The organism is Tunturiibacter gelidiferens (genome assembly GCF_014201335.1).
In the GTDB taxonomy this organism is placed as follows: domain Bacteria; phylum Acidobacteriota; class Terriglobia; order Terriglobales; family Acidobacteriaceae; genus Edaphobacter; species Edaphobacter lichenicola_E.
The window spans coordinates 1-17279 of sequence record NZ_JACHEB010000017.1 but is presented as its reverse complement, the minus strand read 5'-3'; the positions used below and the strand labels follow the sequence as shown (position 1 = coordinate 17279).

Sequence of the window (17279 nt, the reverse complement as noted above, 5' to 3'; positions counted from 1 at the left end):
AAGGGCATCCTGTCGCATCTACCCAGATTCATGTCAGCGGCACCCACAGAAGGTTTCCTGCGTGGACTTACTTTCTAGTGTGTGCTATATGCACTCGCCGAGCTGAATCGCTCACATGCAGAAGACTAAGAGCTCTAAGTGGCTGCCCTGGGCTGGCGGGCAGAGAGTTTGAACTGAACGCGGCAGTAGCGTTTCTCAGCGCCGGAGAGTTCATCTACCTCCACCGCGTTTTCAAAAGGGAGTGTTCTCGCATACCGGCCGCGAACGACACACCCAACGCGGAGGCATTCCACAGAACTACTGTGCCAGCTTGATGGGTTGAGAAGCAGCATTCAGGCGCATGAGTTTAGTCTCGGTTTGCAGACGCGTTGAGGCGCAGCCTTAACGCGTATAACTTCCCTCTAGTCCGAACGGGGCAATAGAGCTACAGTCACTGGAATCAATTGGAGAGGCTACATGAGGCCCCTGGTCAGCCAGGCGAACGAAAAAGGAAACCCCGGAGCGGCAGCTGCGGCAGAGTTGGAGAGCGGTGGTCTATCGATTGGCGACATCTTTCGCACAATCGCGAACCGCTGGCCTTTTATCGTCAGCTGCGTAATCGTCTGCACCGGCCTGTCGTACCTTTATGCTCGCTCGCTGACGCGCATCTACGAGGCGGTTGGCACTATCCGGATCGATCCCAACCGCTCCGGCTCCATTGGTTTGGCTAGCATCGAAGGCAAGGGCATGCCAAATGACGACGAGATGGGCACCGACATCGAGATCTTCAAAAGCGATTCAGTCGCGGTCGAGACGCTCAATACCCTTAGCGACGGCGACTTCCGGCGGTTCGCGGGTGGCCCTCGCAGCCAGCTTGCCTTCTCAGCCGACACGGTCACGCTAACACCATCTCAGGAGGCGCTCCTGAGGCAGATCAAAGACCGCCTCAGTGCCAAGCAGGTTGGCTCCACGCAATTGATCAGCGTAAGCTATCGCAACCCCGATCCGCAGATGGCGGCCACCATAGCCAACGCCGCCATGACCGCGTATATGAAGGTCAGCTTTGACAATCAGTACACCTCAGTCAAGCAGGTGCGCACTTGGGTCTACACCCAGATGGAGGACCTGCACAATAGGGCTCTCTTGATGCAAAACAAGCTGACGGAATTCCAGGAGAAGAACAATATCCTGGCCACCAGCGAAAGCAGCAACACGACCATCGACGCACTGAGGACGATCAGCGATGATCTTACCAAGGCCCGCGCTGACAGGATCGTCCGGGAAGCGCAACTGCGTGCCGCAGAAAGCGGCCAGCCGGAAGTGGTGGCAGCGATTTTCCCCTCGGCCACGATGACTGTCCTTGAAAGCCAACGCGCAGTCTTAACGGGGCAGATAACTCAGCTTTCGTCGAAGTTCGACATGAACTACCCACCACTACAGGATGCGCATCTCGCGCTCGACAAGATCAACTCGGACTTCGCGCACGAGCTCGCGCTCATTCGCAGCCGCGTAAAGCAGGACTACGATACGGCGCTCACAGTCGAAAATATCCTGCAAGGCCAGTATGACGGTCAATTAAGCAAGGCCTATGCGTTGAACCGGCAGGAGGCCACCTACGGCGTACTGCTCTCGGAGAGCAAGAGCGCGCGTGATCTGTATGATGCGCTCGAGCGCGGCCTCCAGCAGGCCGGTATCTCCGCCGGTCTCAGCGCCGTCAATAGCATGCTGGTCGACCGGGCGCGTGCCCCATACGTTCCCGTGGAGCCAAAGAAGAAGGTGATCGTCGGCTTCGGCTTTATGCTCGGTCTGTTCTGCGGCCTGGGCGCTGCCTTCCTGCGCGATCTGATCACAGACACCGCCAAGAGCGAAGAGCAACTGGAAAATGCGCTCGGGGCTCACGTTCTGGCCGCCGTGCCGAACATCTCGGGGACAGCCAAGACATCGGCAAAGACGGACGCACCCGAAATCAAGGAAAGCGTACCGGCACAAATGGTCGCTTTTCTCACGCCGCTCTCGCGCGCTGCGGAAGCTTTCCGCAACTTGCGCAACGGACTGTTGCTTTCCGACGATACTCTCAAGACGATTCTCGTGACTAGCAGTATAGCCGGGGAAGGCAAGAGCACAGTTGCCGCCAACCTTGCGGTGGTTCTCGCCCAGCGCGGCGCCAGGGTGCTGCTTGTCGATGCTGATCTTCGTCGGCCACGCATCCATGATCTCTTCGGCCTGAAAAACCTCCATGGGGTCAGCGACCTCATCCTGGGAGAGGAGATAGAAGATCCTGCACAATCGCCCCTGGCCAGCTTGCCGAACCTCTCCGTGATTACTGCCGGCAAGCGTGTGCCTCTGCCAGCAGAGGCGCTCAGCTCCACCCGCTTGTATCATCTACTCGAGAAGTGGGAGCAGACATACGACTATCTAGTGATCGATTCGGCGCCTCTGCTCATAGTGAGCGATAGCCTTCCTATGGCCAAATGGGTAGATGCCGCCCTGCTGGTAGTTCGCTACAACAGGGTTTCGATGGCAGGACTCCGCCGGGTGCGTACCGTTTTGGCGCAGGCACAAACCACTGTGACCGGTCTTGTGTTGAATGATCTGCCTTTGAAGAACACCAGCTACGGCAACTACCAGGAAAATTATGGCTACTATGAGTGAGAATTCGCTTCGTCTGCTGCCGCGTCCCATCCTTCGCAGCGCCGCCGCCGTCCTTGGACTGGTGACCTGCGGTGTCTTCCTTGCGGAGCCAAACCTGGCGGCACAGGTAACAGCGCCGCAGGCACCCTCAGCCGCCCTCGACGCCGAACCGCCTACCACGGCCCTCATGCAAGCGGATCCTTTGATCATTGCCAGCGGCGATCTACTGCAACTTCAGGTCTTTGCAACACCTGAGCTTTCAGGCCCCATCCGCGTCGACCAGTTCGGCAACCTTAATCTGGCACTGGGTGGCAGCCTTCACGTCACTGGCATGACGGCAGCCGAGGCGAGCGGGGCCATCGAAGACCGCCTGAAGTCCAGCCGCATCATGCGGGATCCGCACGTCAGCGTCGCTGTAACTCAGTACAACAGCCAGATCGTGACCGTCGTTGGGGAGGTAAAGAAGCCGGGAGCGACCTTTTTGTATGGCTCGCAAAGCCTATATGATGTGCTCGGCGCGGCCGGGGGCGTCACTAACTCGGCCGGCGGAACTATCACCATCTCCCACTACAACGACCCGTCGCCGCCACAGGTCATTCCTATCCATACGCCCAACTACTCCGCAGTCGAACATACTACCCATGTACGGCGTGGAGACACGGTGGTCGTCTCCCAAACCGATGTAGTGTACGTCATTGGTGCCGTAAACAAGCAGGGTGCGATCCCTATGCCTAACGGCGCACCGCTCTCATTGTTGAATGTCGTCTCGCTCTCATCCGGCCTGACACTAATCGCCGCAACCTCCAAAGCAGCGATCGTGCGCCAAGGCCCGAACGGTGTGATCAAGACCGTGAACGTGGACCTGAAGCGCGTCATGCAGCGGAAAGATCCGGACATCTTAATGGAGGCGTCCGACATTCTGGTAGTTCCCGTTAGCACTGGTAAGTACCTCGGACAGCTCGTCCTGCCATCGGTAGCCTCAACCTCTCTCAGCAGCGTCGTTACATCCCTAATTGTGCGCTGAGAAATATCCACCCAGGGAAGCTCTTTATAGGTGTGCAGTTTCGCTAAGGTGCGAGCATCCGTGGTTTGGCAGGTTTGCGGCGGAACCGCGAGCATTTCGGCCGACTGCAATAGGTCAACCGGCTGATTTTAGGCGCAGGTCTGCACGAGTCCGGCCAGGCGTTTTAGGCGGAGGTAGAGGTTCGCGAGAGCGAAGCAGCCGCATAGCCGGTGATGGTTTTTTCGCCAGACCCCAATGGCGTACCTTCTCGAAGCCGAAGATTCGTGAGGATGCGGAACGGATGTTCGACCTGCGCCCGCACACTCGACTTACTCTGGTTCTTTCTGTTCTGTACCTAGTCCACGTGGCCCTTGTATCTGGTTCTGTAGGTCATATTCTGAGTCCGGGGTGCGGCTTGCTGGATCGCTTCGGTCTGGCCCTGGTAGCCTCCGTCGCCTCACACCTTGCGCTCCTCCCATGCAGCAGATTCGGCAGAACGCGCAGTCTGCCACATTGGCCGCCGTCGTCGCCAGTGAGTGCACCGTGACCTGCTTCGCATCGACGCCGGTACCGCCTTCAGCCCAAAGTACCGCTGGTTGCCCTTCTTCGTCTAGTGCTTCTCCGGGTGCGTTCGCCCTTGGCGTTCTTGGTCGAAGAAGGCGTGTGGATAATGGTCGCATCCACCGTGCCGGTCGCGATCTTGATCCCATTGGCCTCCAGATGGAGGTTGACGGCTCTGTTGCGTTAAATCCTCTGGCCGCAGTTTGGTTGTTACTTTATCGATCAGGCTGCGACAGAGAAGACTTCGAAGAGCTTGTTGACGAGAGGGATATCTTCCTGAATACGTGGCTTACAGGCAAGACAATGCCCTCGCCGGATCATCGCATCACTTTGAACCCTTTGATAGTGGCGGAGGCTGTCTTCCTCGTCTGGAACCCTCAGGTTGGCCGAATAACTCGCTTGAGGGCACCGAGATCCGTTTTGATAGATGTTGTTCAGGTATTTTTTCCTGCGATGCTTTGTCGAGTCTGACAGCTTGCTCTCTCGCTGCAGCTGGCTGATCGCCTTCGGATAAGAACCGAGCTGGCCGGTAGTGATCGACGATGGCGGCTAGTATCGCATCGTCTCCAGCGCTTTCCCTAGGAAACGATGCGCCGCTATTGTGTATGGCGGCGATCCGCCAACATGAAGTTAATCAGCTGGCCATGCTTATCAACGGCGCGAAACAGATATTTCCACTTGCCGCCCACCTTGACATATGTCTCCTCCACTCGCCAGGAGGTCGCGCGATAACCCTGATACGAGCGGACTCGCTTCTCTAGTTCGGGTGCGTAGCGAGGCACCCACCGCATGATTGTTACTGGATGGACCTCGACACCGCGCTCCTAAATTATCTCCGCCAGATCCCGGTAGCTGATGCCGTACTTGCACTCCCAACGAACAGACACTAGGAGGATCTCAACAGAAAAAACGACGCCGCTTGAACATGACCCATCCTAATGCCTCCATCCACTCGGGAAGGGCTCAACCCAAGTTGATGCAACAGAGCCCTCTGCGTCTCGGTTCCGCAATGTTGGGCGAGTGGTTTAGACTAGGGGCCAATGCTCCCGTCGAGGAATAGATGAAGCCAACGAAACGTAGTGGCTCCAATACGGTGTCCGAGATCATCCCCCCTGACGGGTGGTCGCGGCTTAGACGCAACATTCATCGTCTTCCCGCGTCCATTGGAGGCCGCTACCTCGACAGGACCATCGGCCCACTCTCACTGGTACGTTGCTTATGGGAGTTCACACTTGGCATGCTGGCCTACCGGGCAATCTCGAGTCCGACGGGCCAGTTCATCAAGCGTACGGCATGGGTGACCTACGCGTCTGCATTTGCGTTCCTTGCTGGACTCTGCTCCGCGGTGGCGATCGTCACGACAGTCCTTCTTGTAATTGCTGCTTAGGCCATCACGTACCACCTCATCGAGAAGCCAGGTCGCGGCTGGATGATCAGCTCCTCGAAGGGACGCCCGCGCCCGTCGCGATAGGAATAGCACACTGAGATAAGAAGAGCACAAAGATAGGTGACCATGGCGACATCGATGAGCGTACGGACCCCGGAACCGACGTTAGCAGACGCTAGACCGTCCCAGAAGATTCCGGCCCCGCGCAATCGCATCCTCGATTTCGTGCGCATCGGCCTTGCCCTGTTGGTGCTGCTTTCCCATGCGCCGGAACTTGTCGACGGTAATCGGTCGCGCGAACTCCTCACCCGGTACGGGCGTACCGACATAAGCTTCGGCGAGGTCGGCGTCGACTTCTTCTTCGTACTCAGCGGCTACCTGATCACTCGAAGCTGGGTCTTCGATCCTAGGCTTGGGGATTACCTCAAAAAACGCCTGCTGCGCATTCTGCCGGGCTATGTCGTCGCCTTCGTCGGAAGCATCGTCGTCTGCGGCCTGGTTGCGCCAAGCTTGCCTCGCGTAGCATGGTTCGAGGGATTGTTTCACCGGCCCCTTGTCGTGCACGCCGCCATCAGCTTCTTCATCCTCTCTGTACCGTGGACGCCTGATGCCTTTCCCGGCCAGGCATTTCACGCCGTAAACAGCTCCCTGTGGACCCTGGGATTCGAGTTCCGCTGCTACCTACTCGTCGCGCTCTTCGGTGTGCTCCGTCTGTTTCGCATACGTACGGCCTGGTTAATCGCCACACTGGCTTCGGGCCTCGCTTTTCCCTGGCGTGGCGGGATCGATGCACATGCCTGGCATCACTACACCTGGATAACCGGAAGCGTCGGCGAAGATATCCGCTTGTTCTTCGCCTTCCTGCTTGGCGGCAGCTTCTTCCTCTATAAGAAATACATTCCATTCCGCCCTACGATGGTGGTCGCCGCCGCGCTGCTCCTGCTGGTGTCCCTGCTCACGCACACCCAATTTCAACTGGTGCTCCTCGTCACTGGTGCGTATCTGATGTTTGCCCTGGAGAGGGTCCAACTGCCCAACACGGGCTGGTATGCGAAGGTGCCCGATATCTCTTATGGCATGTACGTCTACGGCTGGCCTGTGCAGCAGCTCTGCATCTGGTTCCTGCACCCCAATCCGTGGCTCTTGTTTATGCTTTCGAGCGTGATCTCCATGTTCATGGGTGCGCTGAGCTGGCACTTCGTTGAGCGGCCAATGCTCGCACTGAAGCCTCGGCCCTCTGCGTCGCTGCCGCCCGACAGTCTGGAATCCTCCACGACAACACGTGGGCTCCTGCGGTCGTGATATCACCAGCAACTATGAGAACAGCACACAACGGATATAACTTCCCAGACGAGCAGCAAGCAACCACACGGGGCCAAGGCAATCTATTGCATCCCATCGCACGCCGCCTCATTGCGACGTTTAGAGTACTGCCGGGCTGGGGAGGAGACTTCGCACCAAGTAGTATGCCTTCCGTACTTATCCATGTCGTATGTATCATCGATTCATGTTGCAAATTGCATCAAAAGTACTATATATAGACCAATCCGGCTTGCTGGCCGGTGGAGAATTGAATCTGTACGACTTTCTTCGCTCATCGCAGGGCTCAGCTTCGGTGGTGCTGCTGGAGGATGGCCCCTTTCGAGTTTTGCTGGAGAAAACGGGCCTTCCAGTCACGGTGCTTCCGCTTGGTTCGATCGACAGCATCAGACGAAAAGCCGGGTTGGCCTCCGTGTTTCGGGTGCTACCTGCGGGGATGGACCTGCGCAAACGCCTCCTGCGGATAACCAAAAAAGCAGACATTGTTTATGCAAACTCGCAAAAGGCTTTCCTGCTCTCAGCCATTTCTCGGCGGGGCAGTCAACCGCTCATCTGGCATTTACATGACATCTTGGTGCCGGAACACTTCAGTAAGCTCATCCGCAAGATCGCCGTCTTTGCGGGAAACCGGTTCGCTACACGAATCATCGTCAACTCCAAAGCTACGGGTGCTGCCTTTGTCGCTCAAGGTGGTCGTGCGGACAAGGTTCGGCTGATTTATTGTGGGCTTGATCCTGCGCCCTTCGACAGCATCAGCCCGCAGACGGTCGCGTCCACACGCGCGTCCATCTGCCATGCTGAAAACTTTCTCGTCGGCGTCTTTGGCAGGCTGGCGGAATGGAAGGGTCAGCATGTTCTGTTGGAAGCCGTCAGCACCCTACCCGAAGTTCATGTTGCAGTGGTAGGAGAGGCTTTCTTCGGAGAAGATCCATACAAGGAACAACTGCTCGTGAGGGCTCGGCAGCCGGATTTGGCGGGTCGTGTTCACTTCCTCGGCTTTCGTAAAGACATCCCCGAGTTAATGAGGTGCGTGGATCTCGTTGCTCACACCTCCACGGCGCCGGAGCCATTCGGTCGGGTGATCGTCGAAGGAATGCTGGCGCGCAAACCTGTTGTGGCCTCCAACGCCGGTGGGGCCGCCGAAATCATTGAGAACGATTGCTCCGGGCTGCTCACGGATCCAGGGTCCGTCGCAAAGCTGAGCGAGGCGATCGCTCGGATAAGCCAGGATTCAACCATGGCGCAAGGACTGGCCAAAGAAGGACGGCGGAGAGCAGAGGAGCTATTTTCTCTTGCAGGAATGGTAAAGGGAGTCCACAACGTTATCGAAGAGGTTGCGCACAGCCTGCCCGCAGAGAGATGCACTTCATGAAAGTCTGGCGGTCCAAGAAGGATAAAGGAGATTCCTGGTGCATAACGATGACAGTATGAAAGTGAAAATTAGACAGGCTGCGGTGGTAGGCACACTCCTTGGCATTTTAACGATTTCGTTTTTGCCGTTGCACTACAAATACCTAATACATACCAAAGGGTGGCTTCATCCCTAGGGCTATTCTGGTTGCGTTTCTCGTCAGCTCTAGTCTGTGCTCAGCACCAGAAGAACGCAGTCTCAATGTGCGGTACTGGTTCTGGGCATTCTGGCTTTTGCCTGCTGCATCGAGTATGGGCAGACGCTGATTTTCCAAACTCCCAACGGCTCTGGCGAGATGGCACGCTAGAAAATTTGGCTGCGGCCTCGTTGAGGTTCTGCGGAGCGCATATCCAGGTGAAGGCATTCTAAGCTATGCTCGCCGGTTTGTGTGTGATTCGGGAGTCGAAGAAAGCAGAACGAGAGGCCAACGCTTGGGAAATAGCTTCGGCAAACTACCGCAAACGGATGGATGGAGGCTAGGGGAACCGTTAACGAAAATCCTTATAACAAAACCCGTGAACCTGCGGAAGTGAATTCGTCGATGGAGCTTAGACTCCCCGCTCTACAACTTCCAGATATGCTACTTTCGTTCTTGAAATCAAGAACAGATCGATAGGAGAGCGGATGCGGTTTAGCCGCAGCGAATCTTGGTAGAGATTACCGCAGGACGGTCAAGCCGCCGGTAGGTTTCTCGGAGTTTTTGAACGCGTCAATTACTTACACTAGACCTGGGAATCCTTATGGCTCAGCATCAGAGAGCCTAGGAGTAGAGGGTCAGCTTCCATCCCGCGAGTTTCAAGCTAAGCCGTTAGTTTGTCCTCGATCGAATAGCCGGTACAAGAAGCGGTCGGTAATCGAACTATCCTCCTAGGTAATTCAAGCGCATTGGCTCGGCCTATCCCATTGTGCTGCAACGCCTCGTGGGGGTAGTTAGAAAGACTTCCCCCGCAGGCATGTGATCTGACCCGTAGGTGTAATCCAGGAGGAACATTGTCTTCAGCACAGAACGCGGTTGTGAAGCCGGCGCCTCCTCGAGGTCTCGGTCGTTACCGCGCCGATATTGATGGGTTGCGCGCCATCGCCGTTTTGCTGGTGGTCCTTAACCACCTCCAGTTCCGCCACTTCGAGGGTGGCTATGTCGGCGTCGATGTCTTCTTCGTTATCTCGGGTTATCTTATCGGTGCTTCCCTGATCGCCGAGTTTCGCGACGATCGCTTCTCGCTGGCAGCCTTTTACGAGCGCCGCATCCGGCGCATCTTTCCTGCTCTGCTGGCCATGCTGATCGTGGTCAGCCTGCTCTTCAGCGAGGTGAACCGTAAACTGGTTCAGCGCGGTCTTTGACGCGTTGTACGCGAAAGACTTCATCGGAGCGATTGGACTTCCGGGCATCGCCTGCAGTGTGAGCGAACCCAGAATGCTTGAAAGATTTACGATGCGGCCTGCGGGGCTCTTCTTGAGCAGCGGCAAGAACTCTCGCGTGATGGAGACCACAGAGAAGAGATTCGTATTGAAGACGTTCTGGAGTTCCTCGTCCGTCGTCGAAACGGTGTGGGCGTTAAGAAGTCCACCTTCGCCACCGATACCTGCATTATTAACAAGGATATCGAGTGTGCCGAACTTTTCCGCAACAAACTTGGCCGCCGCTTTGCGGTCCTCGTCCTTGGTCACATCCAAAGTTACTGGATAAGCTTCAATGTTCTCCGCAACAAGCTTGTCCGCGGCTTCCTTCGCTGCCTGCTGTGTTCGTGCACCAACGACAACGGTGATGCCCTTCTGTCCAAGTTGACGAGCCGTCTCGAAGCCAATTCCACGGTTCGCGCCGGAGATGAGTGCTACTTTCTTTTCGCTAGGCATGTTGTTTGCCCTCCTGATTGAATTGGATGGATCTCTTTCCGGTGGCGATTCAAAAAATCGACCGGTCGGTAGATTAATCTATTCCCTAGATATTTCGTCGCCCGCTCATGCGCGGCGGGAACATCGTTGTATGCGAGCCGATAACCGCCGCGCTCAAGATTAGTTAGTAACTGAGATGTCTCCCGCGATCCGCACCGTTGCGATGAACTGTCGTTGGCTCCATTGCTACACTCGTTGACCGCCAGGTTTTCCCCAGCGGGCATTCTGCGCATAAAATCTCCTGGAATCACCGATTCATCGATCTTTATACCTTCTGCATCGATTCCAACTTCGCGGGCCTACATTCCATAGTCCCCTTATCTTCCGCGCACTGGGCCACACATATCATGGTTCCACTTTCTTCCGTCTCCACGGCCGGCATGGCGAAGGGACGCGAAAGCGGTCCAGCATCTGCACTCTTTAACATGATGGGAAACATTGGAGGCTCATTAGGCATCGCTGGACTTCGACATTGCTTTCTGTAAGAGAACGGTTCCATTCGGCCCGCATCGGACAGTCCGTGACCATTTACACAAGTGTCGTGCAGGAACGCCTGCAGCAGTCGGCAACTTACTTTATGTTTCAAGGGCGCGTCTTCGGTTCACATGCGCGCGATCAGCGCGGTTGGCGGCGCGGTCCGCCGTCAGGCATTCTTGCTCGCATATAGCGATTGTTTCCTGGGCTGTGTATTGCTCTCGAGCGTATTTGCTTTGTTCTGTATGAAAAGAGCACGTCTCTCGGGTGCGGTTGGTAGACATGGATGTACAACAACTGGCAGTCATAAATGCATTCCTCACACTTCTGGAATCAATCAGAAATCTCAGAGTGCGGATAAGGTCTGATCGTCGATGAGTGAGTCGGCGATAATGTACTCACCGAGTTCGGTCTTCTCGTCGGAGGATGAGTGGACGCCGACGCGTTGCTTGTTGCCGATGTGCGGCGAGATCCATATATCTACGCTGTTGCCTGACGGTGAGCCAGTTCAGTGTCTTTACCGCCAAACCTTCAGCAGGCAGCAACGCAAGCGGCCACACAGTATGACGGCCCCAGCCCTGAAAGCCGCAGAGATCGAGCGCGATGTGAAGCGTCAGCGGGTGATCGCTCAGTACCGCGCGCAACTCATCGGCGGGCCGGTGCTCCTTCTCACCTTCAGAAACATGCACGTCCAGTTCGACCCGCGAAATCTCCAGCCCGCACACGGCGGAGAGGATGCCGGACGCGAGGTCGTCGAACCGTCGCTCCGACAGCCTGCTGTCCATATCCACACAACAGGCTATCCGTGAACGAACAGTCTCTTCGCCACAAGCTTCTAATCGTGCCGCAGCGCCGCCATCGGATTCAGCCTCATGGCCCGCACCGCCGGCAGCAACCCCGCAGCCATTCCAGTCAGCAACAACGCCATCGCAGCACTTATCACCGCCACCGGATCAGCAAACGACGTAGCGAACAACATATGCGCCACCACCCGCGACGCCACAAGCGCGCACGGCAGTCCAACGCCAACGCCGATCAGCGTAATCACCACGCTCTCCCGCAGAATAAGCCGCAGAATCCCGCCGCGCTGCGAACCCATTGCCATCCGAACCCCAATCTCCCGTGTCCGCAGGTTCACCGCATACGACATCAGTCCAAACAGTCCAAACCCCGCAACCACCAGCGCCACCGAGGCGAAGAACGTAGACAGCGTCGCCGTCATCTGCTCATACACCAGCGTGCGTTCGCTGCTCGCCTCCAGAGTCCTGCTGCTCGACGAATACTCCTCCCCAAACGACTGCAGCACCGCATCAACGTCTCGCGTCAACTCCGCACTGTCGCTCCCTCTGACCAGAAGCGTAGCCGCGTATCCGTTGTCCTGCTGGGTTGGAGCAAAGATCATCGGCGCATCCGCATCCCGCACATCGGCAATCCTCGCCGTCTGCGATACACCGACAATCTCTAGATCTTGAAAATCAGGTTGTACGCCAAACCGAATCCGCTTACCGATCGCGCTCTCCGATCGAAACAGCTGCTTCGCCAGAAGGCTGTCGATAATCACCACCCGCGGATGATGCGCATCATCAGTCCACGCAAAATCGCGCCCCGAGACAAAAGGAATCGCCAGCGTCTTGAAGAACCCAGGCGACACCTCCACCAGCGTCGCCGCTGCCGCATCCGCTGCGTTCGTGCTCGTCGCCGGTGAAGCAGTCTCCTTCCACCCGCCATCTCCCGCCGGTATCGACACGCTCGAAAACGCCGCCGACCGCACCGCCTCCATGTTTCCCACCGCCTCCAGCACCTGTCTCCGATAGTTGATCGTATCCGTCGTATCGCCGACCCGCGGCACCGAAGCCAGCTGCACCTCCGTCACTCCAGCCCGCGCAAATCCAGGATCGAAGGTCCTCAGCCCCTCCAGCGAACGCAGAAACAGCCCGGCCATCTGCACCAGCACCAGCGAGATTGCAATCTGCGACACAATCAGCGCCTTCCCCAGAACTCCAGTCCCGCGCCCCAGCGTCCTCTGTCCCTGTCGCATCGCACTCGCCGGGTCCTGCCGCGAGAGCTGCCACGCCGGAATCAGTCCAATGAACAGCCCCGCAAACAAAGCCACAACGACGGCAAAGCAGAACACCCGCCAGTCCGGCTTCACGTTCAACAGCACCGGCACACTCTCATTGCGCGTCAGCAGCACCACCAGCAGCCTGCTGCCCAAAACCGACAGAACCAGCGCCAGCATTGCACCCACGCCGGAAAGGAACATCGTCTCCGCCACGAACTGGTGCACCGCCTGCCACGAACTCGCACCCAGCGTTATTCGCGTGCTGATCTCATGTCTGCGATAGCTCGCCCGCGCGAGTGTAAGGCTCGCCAGATTCACGCACACCACCAGCAGAATCAGCGCAACAATGCCAAGCAGCAGAAACAGCGGCTTCGTCACCTTCGTGCGCAGATTGCTGTCCACTCCTCTCGTCGCCTGGTCCACCTGCAGACCCATCGCAAGAAACGACTGCCGCCTCTGCCCTTTGATCTCCGCCGAAACCGTACTCTCCAGCAGATGTGGCCACAACGACTGCAGCTGCGACCGCGCACCCTCAACCGTCTCCCCGTCTTTCAGCCTCCCCGTCACATTGAGCCACAGCAGAGTGCGGTTTCCGCCGCCGAACTGTTGCGATGTACCCGCCGGTATCGTGATCCCCGGGGCCTCTTCTCCAATCTTCATCCCCGTAAACCATCTCTGCGTCACACCGATGATCGTGAACAGCTTTCCGTCAGCCCGAATCGTTCTGCCCACAACCGCGGGATCACCCGTAAACTGCCTCTTCCACATCTCGTAGCTGATCACAGCCACCTGCGACGCCTGGCTTCCCTGCACATCGCCCGGCCCAATCAGCCGCCCCAGCAACGGCTGCGCCTCCAGCACGCCGTAGTACCCACCCGTCACCGACCGCGCCGGAACCAGCGACATCTTTCCGTCGATCTCAAGATTCTCGCTTCCCCCACCGCTCCAGCCGCATATTCCCGAGAACACGCGCTGATCCCGTTCCAGCTCGGCAAACATTGGAGAGGTGATCGGAACACGCGCGTGGTTTCGGTAGATCCCGTTCATCGAAACCAGCTGTTCCGGATGCGGCAGCGGTAGCGGCCGCAACACCAGCGCGTTCAGCAGCGAAAACACCGAAGTCGCCGCGCCAATCCCCACCGCAAGGGAGATCACAAAGATCGAAGCAAACACCGGGCTGCGAACAAACGATCGCAAGCCATACTGAAAACTCTGCCGCAAGGAACCCATTCAAACCTCGGTCGCAATCTCTAGCGAAATTGTAACTTCGAATGCGGCTATCCATCCGATGCGCATCTGGCCGTCGACAAAGTTTGAACCCGTCACTTCTCACAAGCCGACTTATGAACCAGCGATGTCGAATGTAGCTGCATCACGATGATCCTCCTTGTCAGAAGCTGCTTCTACGATCTCCCTGCTCACGCAGAGGAATCAAGCGGCGGACCATCTCATTAGTCGGCTGGGCTCCGCCGATCTGTCTTCCCGTGGTCTTCGATTGATGACTTCAGGCCAATGCACATTTCCAGGTTCCAGCACACTGGATGAGTGCGTTGGCGATTTATCATTAACTGACACGAGGGGCGGCATTGAGCGCGGTTGCGCATTTGGAGTTTCCTAAAACGAGGTTTTTTGAAGGCAGCGGCTATGAGCTGCATCAAACCGATCACATTTACGCCATATGGGACAATTTGTCGCCCTCGGACAGGGTGAGCAATCGAAGACTAATTAGTACTCGATATCCGTGAAGAAACTATGAATGCTCGTCTAAAGATTCGGAAGCGAACGTATTGCATCGAAGAGCGGTTCCTTAGCGCTCCGAGCGAAACCATGCAGTTCAATTACTGCAATGTATACAGTACTTCAGTGAGCGCTACGTAAAACCCACCCTGCACCGCGCGCCTCTTGCGCCACAAAGGGGTTCGCGAAACCTCGTCTAGGGTGGGTCTAGTTGGATCGCAATAGTGAGATCGGCCTTTCGCATTCGTGCGCGATTTGGTTCAGTCCGCACCGATCATTCGTCTCAGTCAGGTATCACAGTTCTAACGTACCAAAGTAAGCATGTGATTCTCGTCGTATAGACCCGGCGTACTCGCAAACCGCGCGCAATCGACCAAGAATTTCTGTTGCTGTTCTGTGATTCTCTGGGTAGCGCTTCGCTTCTTTCGCAAGCTGCTGCATGTGGCAAAGAGACCGCCACGTCGGCTATTTAATTCGATGGACTCATTGTTCCGCAACACTCAGACGAGATTTCTTGAGAGCTCATCTATCTGATCTGCACCAGATCAGGAATAAATAGAGCCTCGGAATGTTTATCTCTTGGAGGATTCTCTGTGTCTTTAACGCGTACGCAATTGCAGCACCAACAATATAGCTCTCTTGTACGACCTGGCATCATTTTGCTCGCCGCCGCTTACGCGGTCGGCGCTCTCGCCCAGAGCGGCAACCCCGCTCCTATCCAGCCCCTCCCCACCCTCGATCCCCGCCTCGTGGATTTCTGGGCCAACGCCACCAACACTCAGGCCATTTACTTTTCCGCCACCCATACACAGGCCCCCAGTGGCGTTGCCCTCTCCCCAGATGGAGCCACCGTAGCCTGGACCATCGGAGATGGCAAAGGTTTCGCCCTCCACCTCACCCCGCTCGCCCATCCCAATACCGCGGCCGACAAGATCGTCTCTCCCATTAATGCGGGCCCCTGCTTCAATACCAGCCCCGTCTGGTCTCCAGACTCCAAGACGATCGCTTACACCAGCACCTGCACCACCGAAAACACCGCAAAATCAGGCGACGCCCAGTCTCAGATCTTCCTCTACTCCGTAGCCACCGGCCAGTCCCGCCAGCTCACGCACATCACCGGCATCTTCCAGGCACCAGTCTGGGCTCCGGACGGCAAGTCCCTCGCCTTCCTCTTCGTCGAGAACGCCACCCGCGAATCCAGTCCGCTCGCCGCCATAACCCCCTGGTCCGGTGTCATCGGCGAGGACGGCATCGAAGTCCAGCGCGTCTACTCCGTCGACGCCATCACCGGCCAGGGCGCATGGCTCACCCCCACCACCCTGCACGCCTACGAGTTCGACTTCGCCCCCGACTCCAAACACATCGCCTTCACCGCCGCTAATCCCCCCGGCGATAACAACTGGTGGATCGCCAAGCTCTTCACCATCGCCATCACCGCGAACGCCGCCCCTCAGGTCGCCTTCGACCCCAACACCACCACCACCGCCATGCACGGACTGCAGATGGCCCTTCCCCGCTTCTCCCCAGACGGCAAGCGCATCGCCTTCATCGGCGGCCTCATGTCCGACGAGGGTTCCAACGGCGGCGACGTCTGGGTCGTGACTCCGAAGAACGACGACAACACCGCCCAGGACATCACCCCCGACATCGACGGCTCTCCCTCCTTCGAAATCTGGCTCACCAAGGACACTCTCGGCCTCGTCGAAAACCGTCGCGGCCATACCCTCCTCGCCACCTACGACGCCAACAAGCAAGCCATGGTGCCCGGCCGTGTCCTCGACTTCGGTGAGGTCATTCTTGGCGGCTTCGGCCTCGGAGGCGATGCACCCCTCTCAGTCTCGCGCAACGGCGTCCTGGCCTTCGTCAAGAGCGGCCACGAGACCCCCGCCGAGCTTTGGGCTGGCCCCGGCGCCGCCCTGCGCCAGATCACCGACCTCAACAACCCCAACGCCCCCCACGCCCACATCGAGTCCGTCGAGTGGACCAACGAGGGCTTCCACGTCCAGGGATGGCTCACCTATCCCTCAAACTACGACCCTACCAGGAAGTACCCTGTCCTGGTCCAAGTCCATGGCGGTCCCTCTGCCGCTGTTCCCACCGGCTGGGGCCGCAGCCTCTTGGCTGAGCTTGGCTTCTTCGAGTTCGAGCCCAACCCCCGTGGCAGCTTCGGTCAAGGCGAAAAATTCACCGCCGCTAACCGCAAGGACTTCGGCTACGGCGACCTTCGCGACATCCTCAGCGGCCTCGACGCCGTAGAGAAACAGGTGCCCGCCATCGACAGCAACCGCGAAGCCATCACCGGCTGGAGCTACGGCGGCTTCATGACCATGTTCGCCGTCACCCAGACCAACCGCTTCAAGGCCGCCATTGCCGGTGCCGGCAACCCCAACTGGCAGAGCTACTACGGCGAAAACTCCATCGACCAGTGGATGCTCCCCTTCTTCGGCAAGACCGTATATGACGATCCCGCGGTCTACGCCAAGAGCTCCGCCATCAACTTCATCCACAACGTCAAAACCCCTACCCTGGTCCTCGTCGGTGATCGTGACGGCGAGGTCCCCGCGCCCCAGAGCTTCGAGTTCTGGCACGCCCTCCGCGCCTTGGGCGTGAAAACCCAACTCGTCGTCTACCCCAACGAAGGCCACCTCTTCGAGAACCCCGACCATATCCGAGATCGCAGCGAACGCGTCCTGCAGTGGCTCAACACCTACATGCCCGCCCAATAACCGCGCGGCATCTTCACACCCCAAGAGGGGCAACGGAGGCCACTCCGTTGCCCCCTTCTCCTGCCCCATCGTTCGCGCCGCTCCATCGCGAAGGA

At 57.6% G+C, this 17279-nt stretch carries 11 protein-coding genes and 1 pseudogene; 8 read left to right on the top strand and 4 right to left on the bottom strand.

The features are described from left to right. Positions 1 to 519: 519 nt before the first annotated feature. Both HDF14_RS24950 and HDF14_RS24945 read left to right on the top strand, forming a co-directional pair. Positions 520 to 2631, top strand: a complete 2112-nt coding sequence (locus tag HDF14_RS24950) for a GumC family protein (protein ID WP_183981477.1) — start codon at positions 520 to 522, stop codon at positions 2629 to 2631. Beyond that, a complete protein-coding gene (locus tag HDF14_RS24945) occupies positions 2624 to 3634 on the top strand; it encodes a polysaccharide biosynthesis/export family protein (protein WP_183981476.1) in 1011 nt (336 codons plus the stop codon). Before HDF14_RS24950 ends, HDF14_RS24945 begins: the two co-directional genes overlap by 8 nt. Before the next feature lie 762 nt (positions 3635 to 4396). Here HDF14_RS24945 and HDF14_RS27785 read toward each other — a convergent pair. Next, entirely contained in the window at positions 4397 to 4666 is a 270-nt protein-coding gene (locus tag HDF14_RS27785) for a hypothetical protein (RefSeq protein WP_406707272.1), read from the bottom strand. 104 nt (positions 4667 to 4770) lie between these two features. Then, complete coding sequence (locus HDF14_RS24940) at positions 4771 to 4965, bottom strand: DDE-type integrase/transposase/recombinase (RefSeq protein WP_183981475.1); 195 nt, start codon at positions 4963 to 4965, stop codon at positions 4771 to 4773. Between the two features lie 269 nt (positions 4966 to 5234). On the opposite strand from HDF14_RS24940, the gene HDF14_RS24935 reads away from it, so the two are divergent. The 4 genes from HDF14_RS24935 to HDF14_RS27780 all read left to right on the top strand — a co-directional run bounded on the left by HDF14_RS24935 (position 5235) and on the right by HDF14_RS27780 (position 9633). Further along, positions 5235 to 5561 (top strand): hypothetical protein, encoded by a 327-nt coding sequence (locus tag HDF14_RS24935; RefSeq protein ID WP_183981474.1) that lies wholly within the window; start codon positions 5235 to 5237, stop codon positions 5559 to 5561. A 138-nt stretch (positions 5562 to 5699) separates the two neighbouring features. Then, a complete protein-coding gene (locus HDF14_RS24930; protein ID WP_183981473.1) occupies positions 5700 to 6863 on the top strand; it encodes an acyltransferase family protein in 1164 nt (387 codons plus the stop codon). A gap of 268 nt (positions 6864 to 7131) precedes the next feature. Further along, complete coding sequence (locus HDF14_RS24925; RefSeq protein WP_183981472.1) at positions 7132 to 8253, top strand: glycosyltransferase family 4 protein; 1122 nt, start codon at positions 7132 to 7134, stop codon at positions 8251 to 8253. 1053 nt (positions 8254 to 9306) lie between these two features. Continuing rightward, on the top strand, positions 9307 to 9633 hold the full coding sequence (locus HDF14_RS27780) for an acyltransferase family protein (RefSeq protein WP_183981539.1): 327 nt from the start codon (positions 9307 to 9309) through the stop codon (positions 9631 to 9633). Here the strand turns inward: HDF14_RS27780 and HDF14_RS27000 are convergent. Then, positions 9589 to 10146: pseudogene (locus HDF14_RS27000) on the bottom strand (SDR family NAD(P)-dependent oxidoreductase); the annotation flags it as partial. The gene HDF14_RS27780 and the pseudogene HDF14_RS27000 overlap by 45 nt on opposite strands. 905 nt (positions 10147 to 11051) lie before the next feature. On the opposite strand from HDF14_RS27000, the gene HDF14_RS24910 reads away from it, so the two are divergent. After that, the gene (locus HDF14_RS24910) at positions 11052 to 11468 is read left to right on the top strand and encodes a hypothetical protein (protein WP_183981471.1); all 417 of its coding nucleotides are present in this window, start codon (positions 11052 to 11054) and stop codon (positions 11466 to 11468) included. Positions 11469 to 11494: 26 nt separating this feature from the next. Here HDF14_RS24910 and HDF14_RS24905 read toward each other — a convergent pair whose 3' ends face one another. Next, entirely contained in the window at positions 11495 to 13951 is a 2457-nt protein-coding gene (locus tag HDF14_RS24905; RefSeq protein WP_183981470.1) for an ABC transporter permease, read from the bottom strand. A 1100-nt stretch (positions 13952 to 15051) separates the two neighbouring features. On the opposite strand from HDF14_RS24905, the gene HDF14_RS24900 reads away from it, so the two are divergent. After that, entirely contained in the window at positions 15052 to 17184 is a 2133-nt protein-coding gene (locus HDF14_RS24900; protein ID WP_313899690.1) for a S9 family peptidase, read from the top strand. Positions 17185 to 17279: the final 95 nt, after the last annotated feature.